The sequence below is a fragment of the Marinobacterium sediminicola genome (assembly GCF_022343685.1).
Taxonomy (GTDB): Bacteria; Pseudomonadota; Gammaproteobacteria; order Pseudomonadales; family Balneatricaceae; genus Marinobacterium; species Marinobacterium sediminicola.
Genome location: NZ_CP092123.1, coordinates 763,623 through 783,139 on the forward strand (window position 1 = coordinate 763,623; position 19,517 = coordinate 783,139).

Sequence of the window (19,517 nt, forward strand, 5' to 3'; positions counted from 1 at the left end):
ATGGCATTACTGCAAATAGCTGAACCTGGTCAAAGCCCTGAGCCTCATGCACGTAAACTGGCTGTCGGGATTGATCTGGGAACAACCAATTCACTGGTCGCCTCGGTACGCAGCGGGGAAGCCGTGACCCTGGCGGATGCCAGTGGTCGCCATCTGTTGCCGTCGGTTGTGCGATACCAGGCTGATGCCCGGCCCTGTGTCGGTGTCGAGGCTTTGGAGCAGGCATCCAATGATCCTTACAACACGATCATTTCAGTCAAGCGACTGATGGGGCGTGGTGTAGAAGACATCAAAGGGCTTGGAGAAGAGCTGCCCTATCACTTCGCTGCTTCAGAATCAGGTATGCCCTACCTGAAAACCGCGGCTGGCAACAAAAGCCCGGTTGAGGTTTCAGCAGATATTCTTTCGGCTCTGGATCGTCGTGCACGAGAAGCGCTGGGCGGTGACCTCGAAGGGGTCGTCATTACGGTGCCTGCCTATTTCGATGATGCTCAGCGTCAGGCGACCAAGGATGCAGCTCAGCTCGCAGGCCTCAAGGTGTTGCGGCTACTCAATGAGCCGACGGCAGCCGCCGTAGCCTACGGTCTTGATAAGCAGGATGAGGGCATCATTGCTGTTTATGATCTTGGGGGCGGTACCTTTGATATCTCAATCCTGCGCCTGAATCGCGGTGTTTTCGAGGTGCTGGCGACTGGCGGTGATACTGCGCTGGGTGGGGATGACTTTGACCGCCTGTTGGCTGAAGATCTGTTGTTGCAGTCCGGTTTGGGTGACGCGCTGAATGCTTCTTCGGCTCGCGCCCTGACGACGCTGGCGCGACGTATCAAGGAACGCCTGACTGATGAGCCTCGGGTCAGCCAAATTGTCGAACTCGATGGCCGGGAGTTTACGGTTGACGTTAGTCGAGAACATTTTGATGCGCTGATTCAGTCACTGGTGAAGCGAACTCTGCGTACCTGTCGTCGCGCGCTTAAGGATGCCGGCATTTCGGTAGATGAGATTGCCGAAGTGGTCATGGTGGGCGGTTCGACCCGTGTTCCTTTGGTACGTGAATCGGTCGGTGAATTCTTTGGTCGGCCCCCTCATATCGATATTGACCCCGACAGGGTCGTTGCGATCGGCGCCGCCTTGCAGGCCGATGTACTGGTGGGTAACAAGCCGGATAGCGATATGCTGCTGCTGGATGTGATTCCACTCTCGCTTGGGCTTGAAACCATGGGGGGGCTGGTGGAAAAGATTATCCATCGTAATACAGCTATCCCGGTAGCGCGTGCGCAGGAATTCACCACTTATCAGGATGGCCAGACAGCAATGGCAATCCATGTGGTTCAGGGGGAGCGTGAACTGGTTCAGGACTGTCGTTCGCTGGCGCGATTCGTGCTGCGTGATATTCCTCCGATGGCAGCTGGGGCCGCAAAGATTCGTGTGACCTTCCAGGTGGATGCGGATGGTCTGCTGAGTGTATCGGCTGAAGAGTTATCCACAGGTGTGACCAGCAGTATTCAGGTGAAGCCTTCCTATGGGCTCAGTGATGACGAAATTGCCCGTATGCTCAAGGAGTCCTACAGTCATGCTGCTGAGGACCTTGAGGCACGCAATTTGCGGGAACAGCAGGTAGAAGCTGAGCGAATCATTGCAGCACTGCGTGCGGCCATGGCGCAGGATGGTGAGTTGCTGTCCGAAGCCGAGCGTCAGGCCCTGGAGCAGGCGGTCGTGAAACTGGAGTCCACGGTTGCTGAAGGCGATTATCGCCGTATTGAAAGCGGTGTTGAGGAATTGGCCAAGGCCAGCGATTTCTTCGCTTCAAGGCGAATGGACCAGAGTATCTCCCGGGCGCTGTCCGGACACTCGATTGAAGAACTTGATAAGGAGGCGCGTTAATGCCCCAGGTGATTTTTCTGCCACATGAAGAACTTTGCCCGGAGGGTAAAGTCGTTGAAGCGCAGGCAGGGGTGTCTATTTGTGATCTGGCGCTGGCGAACGGTGTGGAAATCGAGCACGCCTGCGAGAAGTCCTGTGCGTGTACAACCTGCCATGTGATAGTGCGTGAGGGATTTGATTCTCTCAATGAAGCGGATGAGCTGGAAGATGACATGCTGGACAAGGCATGGGGGCTTGAACCGGAATCACGTTTAAGCTGCCAGGCATTGGTTGGCGAGGAAGATCTTGTTGTCGAGATTCCCAAGTACACCATTAACCAGGTGTCAGAACAGCACTGAGGTGTCATATGGGACTAAAGTGGATTGATGTACACGATATAGCCATTGAGCTGTATGAAGCCTACCCGGATGTGAATCCGTTGCAGATCAGCTTTCCGGACCTGTATACCAAGGTCCTTGAGCTGGATGACTTCGATGATGATCCGGACCACTGTGGCGAGAAAATTCTGGAAGCGATCCAGATGGCCTGGATCGAAGAGGCCGAGTAAAGGGTGATCTCGAGAGGCCCGTGCACCATGACGGGCTATCGCTCATGAGTGTTATCTGTTCAGCGTATGGTGCTTTGCGTATAATATTGCGCCTTATTGACCTATAGCACTATAGATTGGGGATTATACCTATGGCAGTTGAACGTACTCTTTCCATCATCAAGCCGGATGCTGTTGCCAAAAACGTAATCGGTGAGATTGAAAGCCGCTTCGAGAAAGCGGGTCTGAAAATTGTTGAAATGCAGATGAAGCAGCTGAGCAAAGAAGATGCAGAAGGCTTCTATGCTGAGCACAAAGAGCGTCCTTTCTTCGCTGATCTGGTGGCATTCATGACTTCTGGTCCTGTTGTTGTTCAGGTTCTGGAAGGTGAAAATGCGATCGCTCTGAACCGTGAACTGATGGGTGCTACCAACCCGCAGGAAGCGGCTGAAGGCACCATCCGTCGTGACTTCGCTGAATCTATCGACGCCAACGCTGTGCACGGTTCTGACTCTGCTGCTTCTGCAGAGCGCGAAATCGCCTACTTCTTCGGCGCTTGATTTCGTTACGGGCTGCCTGTTCTGGGCAGCCTGTCACCCTAAACGAGTAAATCTACGATATGTCTGAGACCCCATCCAAAATCAATCTCCTGGGACTGTCTCCGGCCAAGCTGGAAGCCTTTTTTGACGAAATGGGCGAGAAGCGTTTTCGCGCTACTCAGGTCCTCAAATGGCTGCATCAGCAAGGCGCGTCCAGCTTTGAAGAGATGACCAATATCAGCAAGGCGCTGCGAGCGAAACTGGCTGAAGTGGCCGAGATTCGCGAGCCGGAAATCCTGCTGGATAAAACTTCTCGGGACGGTACCCGCAAGTGGGTTATTCGCATGGATGGCGGTTCTGCAATCGAGATGGTGCTGATTCCTGACGGTGACCGCAGAACTTTGTGCGTCTCTTCTCAGGTCGGCTGTTCGCTGGACTGCAGTTTCTGCTCCACCGGAAAGCAGGGCTACAACCGTAACCTGTCTACAGCGGAAATCATTGCTCAGTTACGAGTGGCAATTCGCGCTTATGGCCCCTTTGATCCATCCGAGCGTCGCGTCACCAACGTGGTGTTGATGGGGATGGGCGAGCCGCTGATGAATTTCGAAAACGTTGTCGATGCCACCGAATTGATGATGGATGACAACGCTTATGGGCTGTCCAAGCGGCGAGTGACATTAAGTACCTCTGGTGTTGTACCGGCGCTGGACAAGCTGCGAGAAGTCAGTGATGTTTCCCTGGCGATCTCGTTACATGCACCAAACAACGCGCTTCGTGATCAGTTGGTGCCGATCAACAAGCGTTATCCGATCGAAGAGTTGATTGCCGCGTGCAATCGTTATCTTGAAGGTCTGAATGACAAACGGGTGATCACCGTTGAGTATACTTTGATAGAAGGCATCAATGATCAGCCGGAACATGCCCGGGAGCTGATCAAGGTGCTGCGTCAGGTGCCGTGCAAGCTTAACCTGATCCCCTTCAACCCTTTCCCGAATTCAGGTTATCGACGTCCGAGTGAAGAAGCGATTCAGCGATTCAAGGATATCATGCTGAAAGCCTCGATTATCACCACGGTCAGACGGACACGAGGTGATGATGTGGATGCCGCCTGTGGTCAGCTGGTCGGTCAGGTCGATGACCGTACACGCCGTAGCCAAAAATACATTCCTGTGGTACAAGAGGAGCCTGTTCACGGAAAGACTGAAAGGGTTTAAGGGGGAAGTGTGAAGGGCTCCAGCTTGGTTTCGCTGCTGCTTGCGGCAGCGTTGTTGTCCGGCTGTGCAACACAGTCGGGAAGTACCGTTGGAATGCAGGGGGCTGAGCCTGAAGAGGCTGTTGAAGCATATACCGCTCTTGGAGTGCAGTACCTGCAAGCGGGGAATACGGTAAATGCCAAAATGTCCCTGCAGAGAGCCCTTTCGATAGATCCCGAATACGCTCCGGCTTACAACGCAATGGCTCTGGTATTCCAGGTTGAGCAGGAATACCTGTTGGCGGAAGAATATTTTCGCAAGGGTGTGGCAGCTGACCCAGAGTCGGCCATGTTACATAACAACTTCGGTGCTTTCCTGTTTGCTCGTCAACGCTACCAAGAGGCTTGCGAGCAACTGGATCTTGCGACACGGGATCCGTTTTATCCACAGCGGGCACAGGCGCTTGAAAATCTTGGGCGCTGTTATGTCCTGATCAACCGTGACATCGATGCCGAAGAAGCCTTCAAGCGCTCACTGGCCATTAATGGCAACCGCCCTGTAGCGCTGGTTGAAATTGCCCAGTTGCTGCTGGACCGTGATGAGCATGCAGCGGCGAGTCGTTACTTTGAGCGTTTCCGCCAACAGGTGGACCAAAGACAGGTTGAACATTACCCAAGGAGTTTGTGGGTCGGGATACAGCTGGCGCGCCTTGATCGTAATGTGTCTCGTGCCGCAACTTATGCTCTGCTGCTTAAAAACATGTTCCCTGCATCTGAAGAGTATCGTCTCTACCAGGAGAGTGCCCAGTGAGCGATGAAACAGAAGTCGTGAGTCCCCCTGCTGTTTTCTCCGGTCAGGCATTTTCTGAAGCGCGGCAGCGCTTGGAATTGAGTATCCAGCAGGTTGCCCGTCAACTGCATCTGCCTGAGGCTGTTATTCATTCCATCGAGGGGGGAGAGCTGGATAAGCTTAAGGATCCGGTTTTTTCCAGAGGTTACATACGTGCCTATGCACGTTTCCTCAAGCTGGATGCTGATGCGCTGGTTGCGGCCTATAACCAGCAAACCGGTAACCTTTCGACAACGGCGCAAGTAAGGGCCATTGGTTCTGTTTCAACTGCACCAGGACGGCGTCATGGGCATCCAGTGCTTAAAGTAGGTACTTGGGTGTTCATTCTCGTATTGATTGCGGTCAGCATCTGGTGGTCGCAGACACAGTTCGGATTTGATGCTGAGGAACGTTCAATTCTGAATGACCTGCCTGTTTCAGTTGAAACGACCGACGGCACGACGCTTCTGTTGCCACCTGTCAGTGATCTTGAAACCGAGGCCGAAGTCAGTGCGCATGTTGATTCGCAGCCTGTCAATGAGTCAGCGGATGAGACTTCAGAGGAGCCTCAAGAGTCGGTTGAGTCTGTCAGTCAAAGCGCCAATACCACAACGGCAGAGACTGAAAGCCAGTCTTCTGACGAGAAGATCAATAATGAAGCAGAGGGTGGTCAGCCTGAGTCGTCTGTACATTCCGGTTTGTCCATCAGTCTGGTCGAAGACTGCTGGCTTAGTATTGAAGACGCTCTCGGTCGTACTCTCTATAGCGGCGTTGCCGCAGCTGGTAGCGTACTTGAGTTCGAAGGTGATGAGCCTCTGTCCGTTGTCATCGGTCGTGTCAGTGCCGTGGCTGATCTCCGCTATAACAATGAACCGATTGAACTTGCTGCCATCAGCAAAGACAATGTGGCCCGCCTGAGTTTACCTCTGTAAAACCTTATTTGATTTGACAGGAAAGCTGACGTTTTGACAAAGATTAAAGCCATTCGCGGCATGAACGACATTCTGCCGGAACAGACACCGGTTTGGCAGTACCTTGAGGCCACTATCAAGCGTGTAGTGGGTGCTTATGGGTACTCTGAGATCCGTATGCCAATCGTCGAACAGACCGACCTGTTTAAACGCTCCATTGGCGAAGTAACCGACATTGTCGAAAAGGAAATGTACACCTTTGATGACCGCAACGGTGAAAGTCTGACGCTACGTCCAGAGGGAACAGCCTGCTGTGTTCGTGCTGGAGAGGAGCATGGTTTGCTCTACAACCAGACTCAGCGGTTATGGTATCAAGGCCCGATGTTTCGATATGAAAAGCCGCAGAAAGGGCGTTATCGCCAATTCCATCAAGTAGGGGTTGAGGCCTTTGGCATGGCCGGTCCCGATGTGGATGCCGAGCTGATCCTGATGACAGCTGCACTCTGGCGTGAACTTGGGATGGAAAATGCGGTGACCCTGCAGCTGAACTCCCTGGGCAGTAATCAGGCTCGTGCCGAGTATCGGGATGCATTAGTCGCCTATCTTCGCCAGCATTTTGATCAGCTGGATGAAGATAGTCAGCGTCGCCTGGAGAGCAACCCCTTGCGGGTTCTTGATAGCAAGAACGAAGCAACACGCGTAGTCCTTGAAGAAGCGCCGGTTCTGACTGACTATCTGGACGACGAGTCTGCGCAGGATTTTCGTCAGCTATGCGAAATGCTGGATGCAGCAGGCGTGCGTTATGAGGTGAATCCATACCTGGTACGTGGGCTGGACTATTACTGCAAGACTGTTTTCGAATGGGTGACTGATGAGCTGGGTGCTCAGGGGACAGTCTGTGCCGGTGGGCGCTATGACGGCCTGGTTAAACAGCTGGGTGGTAAACCAACGCCAGCGGTTGGTTTTGCTATGGGGGTTGAGCGTCTGATTCTGCTGCTTGAAACCCTTCAGCTGGTTCCCGAGACGACTCGCCAGACGTTTGATCTGTATCTGGCTGCCGAGCACAAGGGTATTCAGGCAGATTTGATTCTGTTGGCAGAACAATTGCGGTCTGCAGTGCCTGGATTGCGTGTCCGTGTACACTGTGCAGGGTTAAAGAATATTGCCACCAAGGCGCGCCAAACGGGTGCTTCTGCAATTGTGCTGGTTAAGAAAACAGACGAACACGGGCTTCAGGCGTCCCTGTGGCATAATGATGAAACAGAATATGACTTGCAGCTGGAGCGGCTTTGTGAACGCCTGCAAGTTTTGTTTGCCCACTAAATTGATAGCCAATGCATAACAATCAGGAGTCGGAACGTGGCTGAATTGCGAACGGAAGAGGAACAGTTGCAGGCGTTAAAAGCCTGGTGGCAGGAGAACGGTAAGTCGCTTGTTCTGGGTGTGGGTTTGGCGATTGCACTGGTTCTTGGCTGGCAGGGTTGGCAGTCGCACCAGCAACAAAAAGCTGCTTCCGCTTCAGCGCTTTATCAGAATCTGACCGAAGCAGCACAGCTGCAGGCGATGAATACCGCTGATAATGCGCAGTATGCCACGGCCAAGCACTTGACAGAGCAGCTGAAAGCCGATTTCGCGGATACGACTTACGCACGTTATGCCGGGCTCGTATTGGCGGCGATGCATGTTCAGCAGGAAGAGTATGCTGCAGCCATCACCGAGCTTGATTGGGTGTTGTCTGCTTCTGGTGAGGTCGACAGTATCAAGCGTGTCGCAACTTTGCGTAAGGCGCTGGTGATGCAGCAACAGGGCGCAGTTGAGGCGGCTGTTGAACTGGTGAAAGGGCTGGATGCCGGTACCTTCGAGGCAGAAAAGCAGGAGTTGCTTGGTGACCTGTATTTGTCTATCGGGAATGTTGAACAGGCACGCACTGCCTATGATGCGGCATTGCTGGCAGCCGGTGGCGAAGCTCGTAAACCCTTGTTGAAGATCAAACGTGACGATCTGGCTGAGGTGAAATCATGATGGCAGCAAAGCTAAGAATCTTGCTGGCTGCCGCCGTAATCGGAAGCAGTCTGACAGGTTGTGGAATGTTCAGCTCTGAAGAGGGAGTCAAGCCGACCGAGTTGGTAGAGTTTGAGCGTGAGCAATCCCTTGAAACTGTATGGAGCGTCAACCTGGGTGGGAATCTGGGTGGCAAGTTTCATCAGTTGGCGCCGTCGATTGATGGCAGCCGTATTTTTGCTGCCAGTGCAGAGGGTGATGTCGTGGCAGCAGACCTTGCCTCGGGGAATATTATCTGGCGCCGCGAACTGGAAACCGAGATCATGGGTGGTGTCGGTGCAGGTAATGGATTGGTTGTACTGTCCACGCTGAGTGGTGAGGTACTGGCGCTTTCGGCTGATGATGGCAACGAGCTTTGGCGTTATCAGGCGTCGTCTGAAGTGATCAGTCAGCCACAAATGAATGCAGAAATGCTCGTAGTCCAGCAACTGGATGGCAGGTTGACGGCACTGGATCTTCTGACGGGGCGTCAGTTGTGGACCTATGACAGCCAGATTCCCCGCTTGAGTCTTCGTGGAACTGCGGCGCCTATCGTTGCAGCCGACCTGACCTTGGCCGGTTTTGCCAACGGCAAGCTCGTGGCAATAGATAATCGCAGTGGACGTCCTCTGTGGGAGCAGCGAATTGCTTTGTCTGAAGGGCGCTCAGAGCTTGATCGTATCATCGATATTGATGCCAAGCCGCTGGTTTATAATCGCCTTGTATACGTTACCAGTTATCAGGGGCGTCTTGCTGCGGTTAATCCCGCAAATGGCCAAATGATCTGGGCTCAGGATCTTTCCAGTTATCGTGGTCTGGCTGGTGGGTTTGGTAATGTATACGCTGTCACGGCTGATGACAGTGTGCAGGCGTTTGATGCGCGAAACAGCGCCAGCGTCTGGCGTCAGGATGGGCTGTTGAACCGCAAAGTGACTACGCCAACAGTGTTAGGCAACAGTCTTGTTGTGGCAGATGGGGAAGGCTATCTGCACGTACTGTCTCAGATTGATGGTCATTTTACAGCACGGTACAAATTGACTTCTGCAGGTGTGCAGAGTGATCTGCTGGTTAAAGATGATGTACTCTATGCGCTTAGCAACGATGGCCGCTTAACCGCTTTGAAGTTGCAGTAAGCACAATTGAATTTTTCCACGGCGGCCTCTGTTCTGCAGAGTGCCGCCGTGTTGTTTCCAGGTGAAATCCTATGTTACCCGTAATCGCTTTGGTGGGTCGTCCCAATGTTGGCAAATCGACCCTGTTTAACCGGCTGACTCGTTCCCGAGATGCTCTGGTTGCCGACCTGCCCGGATTGACCCGGGATCGCAAGTATGGCGAAGGACGTGTTGGTGGCTGTGATTACATCGTAATCGATACGGGCGGGATTTCCGGTGATGAAGCCGGTATTGACCAACGCATGGCAGAGCAGTCACTGCTGGCCATCGATGAAGCCGATATCGTCTTGTTTCTGGTAGATGGTCGCGCCGGTTTAAATCCAGCCGATGAAATGATTGCAGACCATTTGCGGCGCAACAATAAGGAGTGCTGGCTTGTTGTAAACAAGACGGATGGCATTGACCCTGATACGGCTATGGCAGATTTTTATGCATTGGGTATTGGGCAGCCCGTACCTATCGCAGCCGCTCATGGTCGCAATGTCACTTCCTTGATTGATGAAGTGCTCGCGCCGTACATGCCTGATGAGGAAGCTCTGGAAGCCGAACAGGCTGATAAAGAGAGAGATGACAGCATTCGTATCGCTGTTATCGGTCGCCCAAATGTAGGCAAGTCCACTCTGGTTAACCGGATGTTGGGCGAAGAGCGTGTGGTAGTCTACGATCAGGCGGGTACGACGCGTGACAGTATTTATATCCCCTACGAGCGCGAGGGGCAGAAGTACACACTGATCGATACGGCTGGTGTTCGCCGTCGCAAGCATATCACCGAAGCGGTAGAAAAGTTCTCGATCGTCAAGACGCTGCAGGCAATCAAGGATGCCAATGTAGTGATCAGTGTTATAGATGCCAGAGAGGGGGTGACCGAGCAGGATCTCAGTATGCTTGGCTTTGTCATCGATTCAGGTCGTGCACTGGTTGTGGCATTAAACAAATGGGACGGTATGACCTCTGAACAGCGTGACCATGTGAAGTCACAGGTCGAGAGACGTCTTGAATTCGCCGCCTTCGCTCGATTCCACTTTATATCAGCATTGCATGGTTCTGGGGTTGGGGATCTCTATGGTTCGGTAAATGAAGCCTATGATTGCGCAATGGCTAAGTGGTCAACCAATCAGCTAACACGCTTGCTTGAGGATGTCGTAGCGGACCACCAGCCACCGGCCATTAATAATCGTCGAATTAAGCTGCGATATGCGCACCAGGGTGGATCCAATCCACCCATTATTGTTGTTCACGGTAATCAGACCGATGCGTTGCCTGGATCTTATAAGCGATACCTCGAAAACAGATTTATTCGCTACCTCAAGGTACGCGGAACTCCGATTCGGTTTGAATTCAAAACCAGTGACAACCCGTTCGCGGGTCGTCGTAACAAGCTGACGCCGCGTCAGTTGGCAAAGAAAGAGCGAAATCGTCAGCACATTAAGACGATGAAACATAAGGCCAAAAAGAAGGCGCAGCGCTGATGGGGCGATCCAGTCCAGTTGATCTGGAAGCGGCGATAGGGGTGTTCGATTCAGGAGTGGGAGGGCTGACAGTGTTGAATGCTCTCCGCAAAGCACTACCTAACGAAAACCTGGTGTATCTGGGGGATACCGCACGGGTACCCTATGGAACCAAAAGTGCAGTATCTGTCATGCGCTATGCTGAACAAGCTGTAAAAGCACTGCATGCAAGGCGAATCAAAGCGATAGTCATCGCCTGCAATACAGCTTCTGCGATGGCGCTTGAGCATCTTCAAAATTGCTACCCTGAATTGCCGGTATTGGGTGTTATTGAGCCGGGTGCCCTTGCAGCTTGCAAGGCAACCAGACGCAAGCATATAGGTGTCATCGCGACAGAAAGTACAACCAACAACCAGGCATATCAAAAGGCTATACTCGGTATCATGCCAGAAGCGCGCATACAGGCGCAGGCGTGTTCATTATTTGTAGCTTTGGCAGAAGAGGGCTGGCACCACGGAGAGCTCGTTGAACAGATTGTTGCCAAGTGTCTAAAACCTTTAATGAGAGGCAGTGAAAGCGAAGGCGCCCTCGATACCCTGGTACTGGGCTGTACCCATTTCCCGGCACTTAGTGGCGCAATCGCTAAGGTGGTTGGCAGCCAAGTCATACTGGTTGACTCCGCTGCGACTACTGCATCGGCAGTGAAAGCTCGCCTGGTATCGGAAAAATTATTGAATCCACAGCAAGCACCAGGTCAGTTGAGCTTTTTAGTCACTGATGGGCCTGAACGATTTGCTCGTGTTGCCAATAACTTCTTTAACGAACAGATTGATGCCGCTGGTGTCGAGCTGGTTGATATTCAACACCATACAGCTACTTTGAAATAATCGAAAAAAAGCGTTGACAGTGAAATGGTAGGCTGTAGAATACGCCCCACTTCAGCGGCAAGCGCGCTTTTCAATAATAAATAAGTTGTTGAAAAGAGTTGAAAAAAACTTGACACAGAAGTGGTGCGCAGTAAAATGTGTGCCTCGCTTGAGACAACAGGTTGCGCTACGGCGCGGTTGGCCAAGCCCGCTCTTTAACAAATTGATCAGGTAATATGTGTGGGCGCTTGTCAGGATTGAGCACGCAAAGCTTAATCAAGGCAAGCAACCTAACTGAATATTCATTTAGCGTTGTGTAATACCTTGAGCCGAGTCTGAAGGGATCATTCCTCCTTTCGTAAAAGACTCAACCAAAGATTTAAACTGAAGAGTTTGATCATGGCTCAGATTGAACGCTGGCGGCAGGCCTAACACATGCAAGTCGAGCGGCAGCGGGATCTAGCTTGCTAGATCGCCGGCGAGCGGCGGACGGGTGAGTAACGCGTGGGAATCTACCTGGTAGTGGGGGACAACAGTCGGAAACGACTGCTAATACCGCATACGCCCTTCGGGGGAAAGTGGGGGATCTTCGGACCTCACGCTATCAGATGAGCCCGCGTCGGATTAGCTGGTTGGTGAGGTAAAGGCTCACCAAGGCGATGATCCGTAGCTGGTCTGAGAGGATGATCAGCCACACTGGGACTGAGACACGGCCCAGACTCCTACGGGAGGCAGCAGTGGGGAATATTGGACAATGGGGGCAACCCTGATCCAGCCATGCCGCGTGTGTGAAGAAGGCCTTCGGGTTGTAAAGCACTTTCAGCAGTGAGGAAAGGTGTGTCGTTAATACCGGCATGCTGTGACGTTAACTGCAGAAGAAGCACCGGCTAACTCCGTGCCAGCAGCCGCGGTAATACGGAGGGTGCAAGCGTTAATCGGAATTACTGGGCGTAAAGCGCGCGTAGGTGGTTTGGTCAGTCAGATGTGAAAGCCCCGGGCTTAACCTGGGAACTGCACCTGATACTGCCAAACTAGAGTACGGTAGAGGGCAGTGGAATTTCCGGTGTAGCGGTGAAATGCGTAGAGATCGGAAGGAACACCAGTGGCGAAGGCGACTGCCTGGACTGATACTGACACTGAGGTGCGAAAGCGTGGGTAGCAAACAGGATTAGATACCCTGGTAGTCCACGCCGTAAACGATGTCAACTAGCCGTTGGGGGACTTGATCCTTTAGTGGCGCAGCTAACGCGATAAGTTGACCGCCTGGGGAGTACGGCCGCAAGGTTAAAACTCAAATGAATTGACGGGGGCCCGCACAAGCGGTGGAGCATGTGGTTTAATTCGAAGCAACGCGAAGAACCTTACCTACTCTTGACATCCTGCGAACTTGGTAGAGATACCTTGGTGCCTTCGGGAGCGCAGTGACAGGTGCTGCATGGCTGTCGTCAGCTCGTGTTGTGAAATGTTGGGTTAAGTCCCGTAACGAGCGCAACCCCTATCCTTATTTGCCAGCACTTCGGGTGGGAACTCTAAGGAGACTGCCGGTGACAAACCGGAGGAAGGTGGGGATGACGTCAAGTCATCATGGCCCTTACGAGTAGGGCTACACACGTGCTACAATGGCCGGTACAGAGGGCCGCGAACCTGCGAGGGTAAGCTAATCTCAGAAAACCGGTCGTAGTCCGGATCGCAGTCTGCAACTCGACTGCGTGAAGTCGGAATCGCTAGTAATCGCGAATCAGAATGTCGCGGTGAATACGTTCCCGGGCCTTGTACACACCGCCCGTCACACCATGGGAGTGGGTTGCACCAGAAGTAGCTAGTCTAACCTTCGGGAGGACGGTTACCACGGTGTGATTCATGACTGGGGTGAAGTCGTAACAAGGTAGCCCTAGGGGAACCTGGGGCTGGATCACCTCCTTAAACGATTGCGAAGTTCTGGCAAGCGTTCACACATATTACCTGATCGAAAGTTGAAGAGAGCGTAATCAGCCTGGTGCTGAATATGTAGGCTTGTAGCTCAGTTGGTTAGAGCGCACCCCTGATAAGGGTGAGGTCGGTGGTTCAAATCCACTCAGGCCTACCAATTTCCTCACGGCCTGGCCGATGGGGAAGCGACTCGATGGGGCTATAGCTCAGCTGGGAGAGCGCCTGCTTTGCACGCAGGAGGTCTGCGGTTCGATCCCGCATAGCTCCACCATTCCTTAGATGCCTGGAATGGTCAAGAAAGTTTTAAAACATACGCTCTTTTGAGTTTATCTTTTAAAGCTTCTTAGCTTTAAACGCTCTTTAACAAATTGGATCTGAAAGATTGTCTTGTATTGTTTGATACAAGCGCCAACCGGCGATAATCGTTACGAACCATTCATTTTTCCAGACGCCTTCGGGTTATATGGTCAAGTGAATAAGCGTGCACGGTGGATGCCTTGGCAGTCAGAGGCGATGAAGGACGTAGTAACCTGCGATAAGCCTCGGGGAGTCGGTAAACAGACTTTGATCCGAGGATTTCCGAATGGGGAAACCCACCCGCTTGCGGGTATCTCTTAACTGAATACATAGGTTTTGAGAGGCGAACCCGGGGAACTGAAACATCTAAGTACCCGGAGGAAAAGAAATCAACCGAGATTCCCTTAGTAGCGGCGAGCGAACGGGGACCAGCCCTTAAGCTGTGATGTGGTTAGCAGAACACTCTGGAAAGTGTGGCCATAGTGGGTGATAGCCCCGTATGCGAAAACCTATTTACAGTGAAATCGAGTAGGACGGGACACGTGTTATCCTGTCTGAATATGGGGGGACCATCCTCCAAGGCTAAATACTCCTGACTGACCGATAGTGAACCAGTACCGTGAGGGAAAGGCGAAAAGAACCCCTGTGAGGGGAGTGAAATAGACCCTGAAACCGTGTACGTACAAGCAGTGGGAGCCGTTTTCGGACGGTGACTGCGTACCTTTTGTATAATGGGTCAGCGACTTACTTTCAGTGGCAAGCTTAACCGTTTAGGGGAGGCGTAGGGAAACCGAGTCTTAATAGGGCGCCAAGTCGCTGGGAGTAGACCCGAAACCGGGCGATCTATCCATGGGCAGGTTGAAGGTTGAGTAACATCAACTGGAGGACCGAACCGACTACCGTTGAAAAGTTAGCGGATGACCTGTGGATCGGAGTGAAAGGCTAATCAAGCCCGGAGATAGCTGGTTCTCCTCGAAAGCTATTTAGGTAGCGCCTCATGTCTCACCTTGGGGGGTAGAGCACTGTTTCGGCTAGGGGGTCATCCCGACTTACCAACCCGATGCAAACTCCGAATACCCAAGAGTGCAATCATGGGAGACACACGGCGGGTGCTAACGTCCGTCGTGGAAAGGGAAACAACCCAGACCGCCAGCTAAGGTCCCAAAGTTCTAGTTAAGTGGGAAACGATGTGGGAAGGCTTAGACAGCTAGGAGGTTGGCTTAGAAGCAGCCACCCTTTAAAGAAAGCGTAATAGCTCACTAGTCGAGTCGGCCTGCGCGGAAGATATAACGGGGCTCAAACTAGACACCGAAGCTGCGGATGCCTTAGGGCATGGTAGAGGAGCGTTCTGTAAGCCGTTGAAGCGGAAGCTGTAAGGCACCGTGGAGGTATCAGAAGTGCGAATGCTGACATAAGTAACGATAAAGGGGGTGAAAAACCCCCTCGCCGGAAGACCAAGGGTTCCTATCCAACGTTAATCGGGGTAGGGTGAGTCGGCCCCTAAGGCGAGGCTGAAAAGCGTAGTCGATGGGAAACAGGTTAATATTCCTGTACCGCGCATAACTGCGACGGGGGGACGGAGAAGGCTAGGCCAGCGCGGCGTTGGTTGTCCGCGTTTAAGGGTGTAGGTTGAGGAGTTAGGCAAATCCGGCTCCTTAAGACTGAGACCTGATGACGAGACTCTTTATGAGTCGAAGTGGTTGATGCCATGCTTCCAGGAAAATCCTCTAAGCTTCAGGTTATGCGGGACCGTACCCGAAACCGACACAGGTGGTCAGGTTGAGAATACCAAGGCGCTTGAGAGAACTCGGGTGAAGGAACTAGGCAAAATGGTGCCGTAACTTCGGGAGAAGGCACGCCGGTGTTGGTGATGAGACTTGCTCTCTAAGCTGATGCCGGTCGAAGATACCAGGTGGCTGCGACTGTTTATTAAAAACACAGCACTCTGCAAACACGAAAGTGGACGTATAGGGTGTGACGCCTGCCCGGTGCCGGAAGGTTAATTGATGGGGTTAGCTTCGGCGAAGCTCTTGATCGAAGCCCCGGTAAACGGCGGCCGTAACTATAACGGTCCTAAGGTAGCGAAATTCCTTGTCGGGTAAGTTCCGACCTGCACGAATGGCGTAACGATGGCCACACTGTCTCCACCCGAGACTCAGTGAAATTGAACTCGCTGTGAAGATGCAGCGTACCCGCGGCTAGACGGAAAGACCCCGTGAACCTTTACTATAGCTTCACAGTGGACTTTGACATTACTTGTGTAGGATAGCTGGGAGGCTTTGAAGCTCGGACGCCAGTTCGAGTGGAGCCGTCCTTGAAATACCAGCCTGGTACTGTTGAGGTTCTAACTCAGGTCCGTAATCCGGATCGAGGACATTGTGTGGTGGGTAGTTTGACTGGGGCGGTCTCCTCCCAAAGCGTAACGGAGGAGCACGAAGGTACCCTCAGGCTGGTCGGAAATCAGCCAATGAGCGCAAGAGTAGAAGGGTGCTTGACTGCGAGACAGACACGTCGAGCAGGTACGAAAGTAGGTTCTAGTGATCCGGTGGTTCTGTATGGAAGGGCCATCGCTCAACGGATAAAAGGTACTCCGGGGATAACAGGCTGATACCGCCCAAGAGTTCACATCGACGGCGGTGTTTGGCACCTCGATGTCGGCTCATCACATCCTGGGGCTGAAGCCGGTCCCAAGGGTATGGCTGTTCGCCATTTAAAGTGGTACGCGAGCTGGGTTTAGAACGTCGTGAGACAGTTCGGTCCCTATCTGCCGTGGGCGTTTGAGATTTGAGAAGAGTTGCTCCTAGTACGAGAGGACCGGAGTGAACGAACCTCTGGTGTTCCGGTTGTCACGCCAGTGGCATTGCCGGGTAGCTACGTTCGGACGGGATAACCGCTGAAAGCATCTAAGCGGGAAGCCTCCTTCAAGATGAGATCTCACTGGACCCTTGAGGTCCCTGTAGAGCCGTCCGAGACCAGGACGTTGATAGGCTGGGTGTGTAAGCGTTGTAAGGCGTTGAGCTAACCAGTACTAATTGCTCGTGAGGCTTGACCATATAACGCCCAAGGCGTTTGAAATGAATGGTTAGAAAGATTATCGTAGCTCGTAAGAGCACCGGTTGAACGCTTGTAGCGACAACACAGACAGTCACGAATTTCAGATCTGATTTGTACCAGTTTTGCTTGGCGACCATAGAGACGTGGAACCACCTGATCCCATCCCGAACTCAGCAGTGAAACGCGTCATCGCCGATGGTAGTGTGGGGCTTCCCCATGTGAGAGTAGGTCATCGCCAAGCACTTATTTAAGCAGAACCCCGGTCTCGTTGAGGCCGGGGTTTTTGCGTTATGGGGCAGATTTTGGGTATGGCTCTTGGGGCAGGCAACGGGTAATATCTGCTCAGTTTGTCGTTAACGTGTTAAGGTAAACAGATGTACTCAGATGATGATATTCGCCGCCTCACCTGGCAGTGCAGACGGGGTATGCTGGAGCTTGATGTGCTCCTGGTGCCTTTTATGGAAGAGGCCTTTGCTGAATTGCCCGTTGAAGATCAAACACGCTTCGTAAAATTGCTGGATTCTGAAGACCAGGATCTTTTCATGTGGTTCATGCAGCGCTCTGAGCCAGAAGATCCAGATACTCAACGAATTGTGAACATTATTCTTGAACGCGTTCAGCCCGATTAAGATCCTACCGTGCGGTAGTTCCCGGCTACTGCACATCCTTTACCCGGCAACGCTGATGTTGGGTTTTATTGCTCTCTCAAAGTTATCCGTAGAACCTGAGCGACTGTTGTTGATTATTGTGACTTACCTGTTGGTCGGCAGTGTCATCATCTGGCAGTTATTGGTTATGCATACAGCGGATCAGCTCGTTGGCCTGGATTGGGATGTTGAGCACAAGATGATGAGTGTCTTAACTACTCAGGGAAAATGGGTGCCTGTAGATAAGGTGTATAATCGCCTTGTTGTGCCTGGCATGTTCTATCTGCTGGTCTTGCAACGCAGGGACAGGGCACTACGTACATGGTTTTGGATTACGCCCGGCTCGATAACAGGTGACGATGCCAGGCGTTTGAGTGTGGCGATGAAATTCGGTGCGCCTATCGCACCGAATCCGGCCACTGAAAATTAAGCGGAGAAAGGATCGTATCAACCCTTTCCTGTGATGCTGATGGGTAGTCCAATGTGTAGTGCAGCCCGCGGCTTTCCTTGCGTGTGATGGCGCTGCGGATCATCAGTTCGGCTACCGTCGCCAGATTGCGCAATTCGATCAGATCAGAACTGACCCGGTAATTACTGTAATACTCGGCAATTTCCTGAAGCAGCAGCTCGATTCGATGTTGTGCACGCTGCAGACGTTTCGTGGTGCGGACGATACCTACGTAGTCCCACATAAAGCGTCTAAGCTCGTCCCAGTTGTGCGAAATGATTACATCTTCATCTGAATTAGTGACGAGTGACTCATCCCAGTTTGGCACTTCTATGGTATCGAGGTTTTCAACGGTTGAACGTTGTGCAATTGACCGTGCCGATGCCGCCCCGTAGACGATACATTCGAGAAGTGAGTTCGATGCCAGTCGGTTTGCTCCGTGCAAACCAGTAAATGCCGTTTCACCGATGGCATAGAGTCCTTCGAGATCTGTTCGGCCTTCATTGTCGGTTATGACGCCACCACAAGTGTAATGTGCTGCTGGCACCACGGGGATTGGGTCCTTTGTGATGTCGATGCCATAGTTCAAACAACCCTGATAAATAGTCGGGAAGTGTTCCTTGATGAAATCGGCTGAACGGTGAGAGATATCAAGATATACACAGTCGCAGCCAAGACGCTTCATTTCGTGGTCAATCGCTCGGGCAACAATATCTCTTGGAGCCAGCTCGGCCCGATCGTCGAATGACGGCATGAATCGGGTGCCGTCTGGTAGCAACAACCGCCCACCTTCACCACGAACTGCTTCACTGATCAGGAAAGACTTGGCTTGAGGATGATAGAGGCAGGTAGGATGGAATTGATTGAACTCCATGTTGGCAACTCTACAGCCTGCCCGCCAAGCCATTGCAATGCCATCACCGGTCGAGCCGTCACTGTTGGTTGTGTATAGATAAGCTTTTGCGGCACCGCCTGTAGCCAACACAACATTATTTGCTCGGAAAGCCTGTACGTGGCCGGTGTGCTTGTTGAGTACATAGGCACCAATGCAACGATTGTGAGGGAGGCGGAGCTTTCTCCTTGTTATTAAATCAATCGCGACATGGTGGTCCAGGAGGGTGATGTTTGAGGCTTCATGAGCGCGTTTAAGTAGCGTCGAGTGAATGGCTCGACCCGTTGCGTCGGCAGCATGAATAATCCGACGGTGGGAGTGTCCACCTTCTTGCGTCAAGTGGTAATGGTCACCTTCACGGGTAAAAGGTACACCTTGCTCAATAAGCCATTGAATACTGGCCGGTCCCTCCTCGATGATGTGTTTTACAGCTTCAGGGCGGCTCAGTTCTGCTCCTGCGACCAAAGTGTCCCGTGTGTGCTCCTGGAAACTGTCCGTGGTCTCTAGAACTGCGGCAATCCCACCCTGAGCCATCCAGGTTGAGCCACTTTCGAAACGAGCCTTGCTCAGCACAGCGACCTGAAAATGAGAGGGGAGTTGCAGTGCGAGAGTTAGTCCTGCTGCACCGCTGCCGATTACCAATACATCGTAGTCCAGAGGAGTGCCTTGGTTTGAGCTCATATTCACATTCCGTACGTTCACTGCAATCTATTATGAGGTTTCAAGCTACCCAGTGTAAGACCGGTTACCAATAAATTTTTTTGGGAACTTCATGCTGTATTCAGGCTCATACTTGGTGCGTGCCTGTTACAGACATGAGGTTGCAATGCATTAGGTCGGCGTTAC

15 protein-coding genes, 2 tRNA genes and 3 rRNA genes are annotated in these 19,517 nt (G+C 52.4%); 19 read left to right on the plus strand and 1 reads right to left on the minus strand.

Translation table 11 applies throughout. The features are described from left to right. The 19 genes from hscA to LN244_RS03625 all read left to right on the plus strand — a co-directional run bounded on the left by hscA (position 1) and on the right by LN244_RS03625 (position 17,761). Entirely contained in the window at positions 1-1,881 is a 1,881-nt protein-coding gene (gene hscA / locus LN244_RS03535; RefSeq protein ID WP_239041476.1) for a Fe-S protein assembly chaperone HscA, read from the plus strand. After that, positions 1,881-2,219 (plus strand): ISC system 2Fe-2S type ferredoxin, encoded by a 339-nt coding sequence (gene fdx / locus LN244_RS03540; protein ID WP_239041477.1) that lies wholly within the window; start codon positions 1,881-1,883, stop codon positions 2,217-2,219. Before hscA ends, fdx begins: the two co-directional genes overlap by 1 nt. A gap of 8 nt (positions 2,220-2,227) precedes the next feature. After that, on the plus strand, positions 2,228-2,428 hold the full coding sequence (gene iscX / locus LN244_RS03545; RefSeq protein ID WP_239041478.1) for a Fe-S cluster assembly protein IscX: 201 nt from the start codon (positions 2,228-2,230) through the stop codon (positions 2,426-2,428). A 131-nt stretch (positions 2,429-2,559) separates the two neighbouring features. Further along, entirely contained in the window at positions 2,560-2,967 is a 408-nt protein-coding gene (gene ndk, locus LN244_RS03550; protein ID WP_239041479.1) for a nucleoside-diphosphate kinase, read from the plus strand. 59 nt (positions 2,968-3,026) lie between these two features. After that, positions 3,027-4,160 (plus strand): 23S rRNA (adenine(2503)-C(2))-methyltransferase RlmN, encoded by a 1,134-nt coding sequence (rlmN, locus tag LN244_RS03555; protein WP_239041480.1) that lies wholly within the window; start codon positions 3,027-3,029, stop codon positions 4,158-4,160. Positions 4,161-4,169: 9 nt separating this feature from the next. Continuing rightward, positions 4,170-4,949: a type IV pilus biogenesis/stability protein PilW gene (gene pilW, locus LN244_RS03560; RefSeq protein ID WP_239041481.1), complete on the plus strand. Its 780-nt coding sequence runs from the start codon at positions 4,170-4,172 to the stop codon at positions 4,947-4,949. After that, positions 4,946-5,899, plus strand: coding sequence for a RodZ domain-containing protein (locus tag LN244_RS03565; RefSeq protein WP_239041482.1), 954 nt, complete (start codon positions 4,946-4,948; stop codon positions 5,897-5,899). Before pilW ends, LN244_RS03565 begins: the two co-directional genes overlap by 4 nt. Before the next feature lie 60 nt (positions 5,900-5,959). Then, positions 5,960-7,201: a histidine--tRNA ligase gene (gene hisS, locus LN244_RS03570; protein ID WP_239042359.1), complete on the plus strand. Its 1,242-nt coding sequence runs from the start codon at positions 5,960-5,962 to the stop codon at positions 7,199-7,201. A gap of 36 nt (positions 7,202-7,237) precedes the next feature. After that, on the plus strand, positions 7,238-7,900 hold the full coding sequence (locus tag LN244_RS03575; protein WP_239041483.1) for a YfgM family protein: 663 nt from the start codon (positions 7,238-7,240) through the stop codon (positions 7,898-7,900). Then, complete coding sequence (bamB, locus tag LN244_RS03580) at positions 7,900-9,051, plus strand: outer membrane protein assembly factor BamB (protein ID WP_275424717.1); 1,152 nt, start codon at positions 7,900-7,902, stop codon at positions 9,049-9,051. The genes LN244_RS03575 and bamB overlap by 1 nt, the downstream gene beginning before the upstream one ends. A 71-nt stretch (positions 9,052-9,122) precedes the next feature. Beyond that, positions 9,123-10,559 carry a ribosome biogenesis GTPase Der gene (der, locus tag LN244_RS03585; RefSeq protein WP_239041485.1) on the plus strand — a complete coding sequence of 479 codons (1,437 nt, stop codon included), beginning with the start codon at positions 9,123-9,125 and terminating at the stop codon, positions 10,557-10,559. Next, a complete protein-coding gene (gene murI, locus LN244_RS03590; RefSeq protein WP_239041486.1) occupies positions 10,559-11,425 on the plus strand; it encodes a glutamate racemase in 867 nt (288 codons plus the stop codon). Before der ends, murI begins: the two co-directional genes overlap by 1 nt. A 360-nt stretch (positions 11,426-11,785) precedes the next feature. Continuing rightward, positions 11,786-13,327 (plus strand): 16S ribosomal RNA (locus tag LN244_RS03595). 86 nt (positions 13,328-13,413) lie between these two features. Then, positions 13,414-13,490, plus strand: a tRNA-Ile gene (locus LN244_RS03600). A gap of 38 nt (positions 13,491-13,528) precedes the next feature. Further along, positions 13,529-13,604 (plus strand) — tRNA-Ala (locus tag LN244_RS03605). 194 nt (positions 13,605-13,798) lie between these two features. After that, positions 13,799-16,683 (plus strand): 23S ribosomal RNA (locus tag LN244_RS03610). Positions 16,684-16,809: 126 nt separating this feature from the next. Beyond that, a 5S ribosomal RNA gene (rrf, locus tag LN244_RS03615) occupies positions 16,810-16,925 on the plus strand. Together the 16S, 23S and 5S rRNA genes with 2 tRNA genes alongside form the textbook arrangement of a ribosomal RNA operon. Before the next feature lie 133 nt (positions 16,926-17,058). Beyond that, positions 17,059-17,313 (plus strand): FAD assembly factor SdhE, encoded by a 255-nt coding sequence (locus tag LN244_RS03620; RefSeq protein ID WP_239041487.1) that lies wholly within the window; start codon positions 17,059-17,061, stop codon positions 17,311-17,313. A 55-nt stretch (positions 17,314-17,368) separates the two neighbouring features. Further along, positions 17,369-17,761: a hypothetical protein gene (locus LN244_RS03625; RefSeq protein WP_239041488.1), complete on the plus strand. Its 393-nt coding sequence runs from the start codon at positions 17,369-17,371 to the stop codon at positions 17,759-17,761. On the opposite strand, the gene nadB is transcribed toward LN244_RS03625, so the two are convergent. Next, entirely contained in the window at positions 17,730-19,352 is a 1,623-nt protein-coding gene (nadB, locus tag LN244_RS03630; RefSeq protein WP_239041489.1) for an L-aspartate oxidase, read from the minus strand. The two genes, LN244_RS03625 and nadB, sit on opposite strands and share 32 nt — an antisense overlap. Positions 19,353-19,517: the final 165 nt, after the last annotated feature.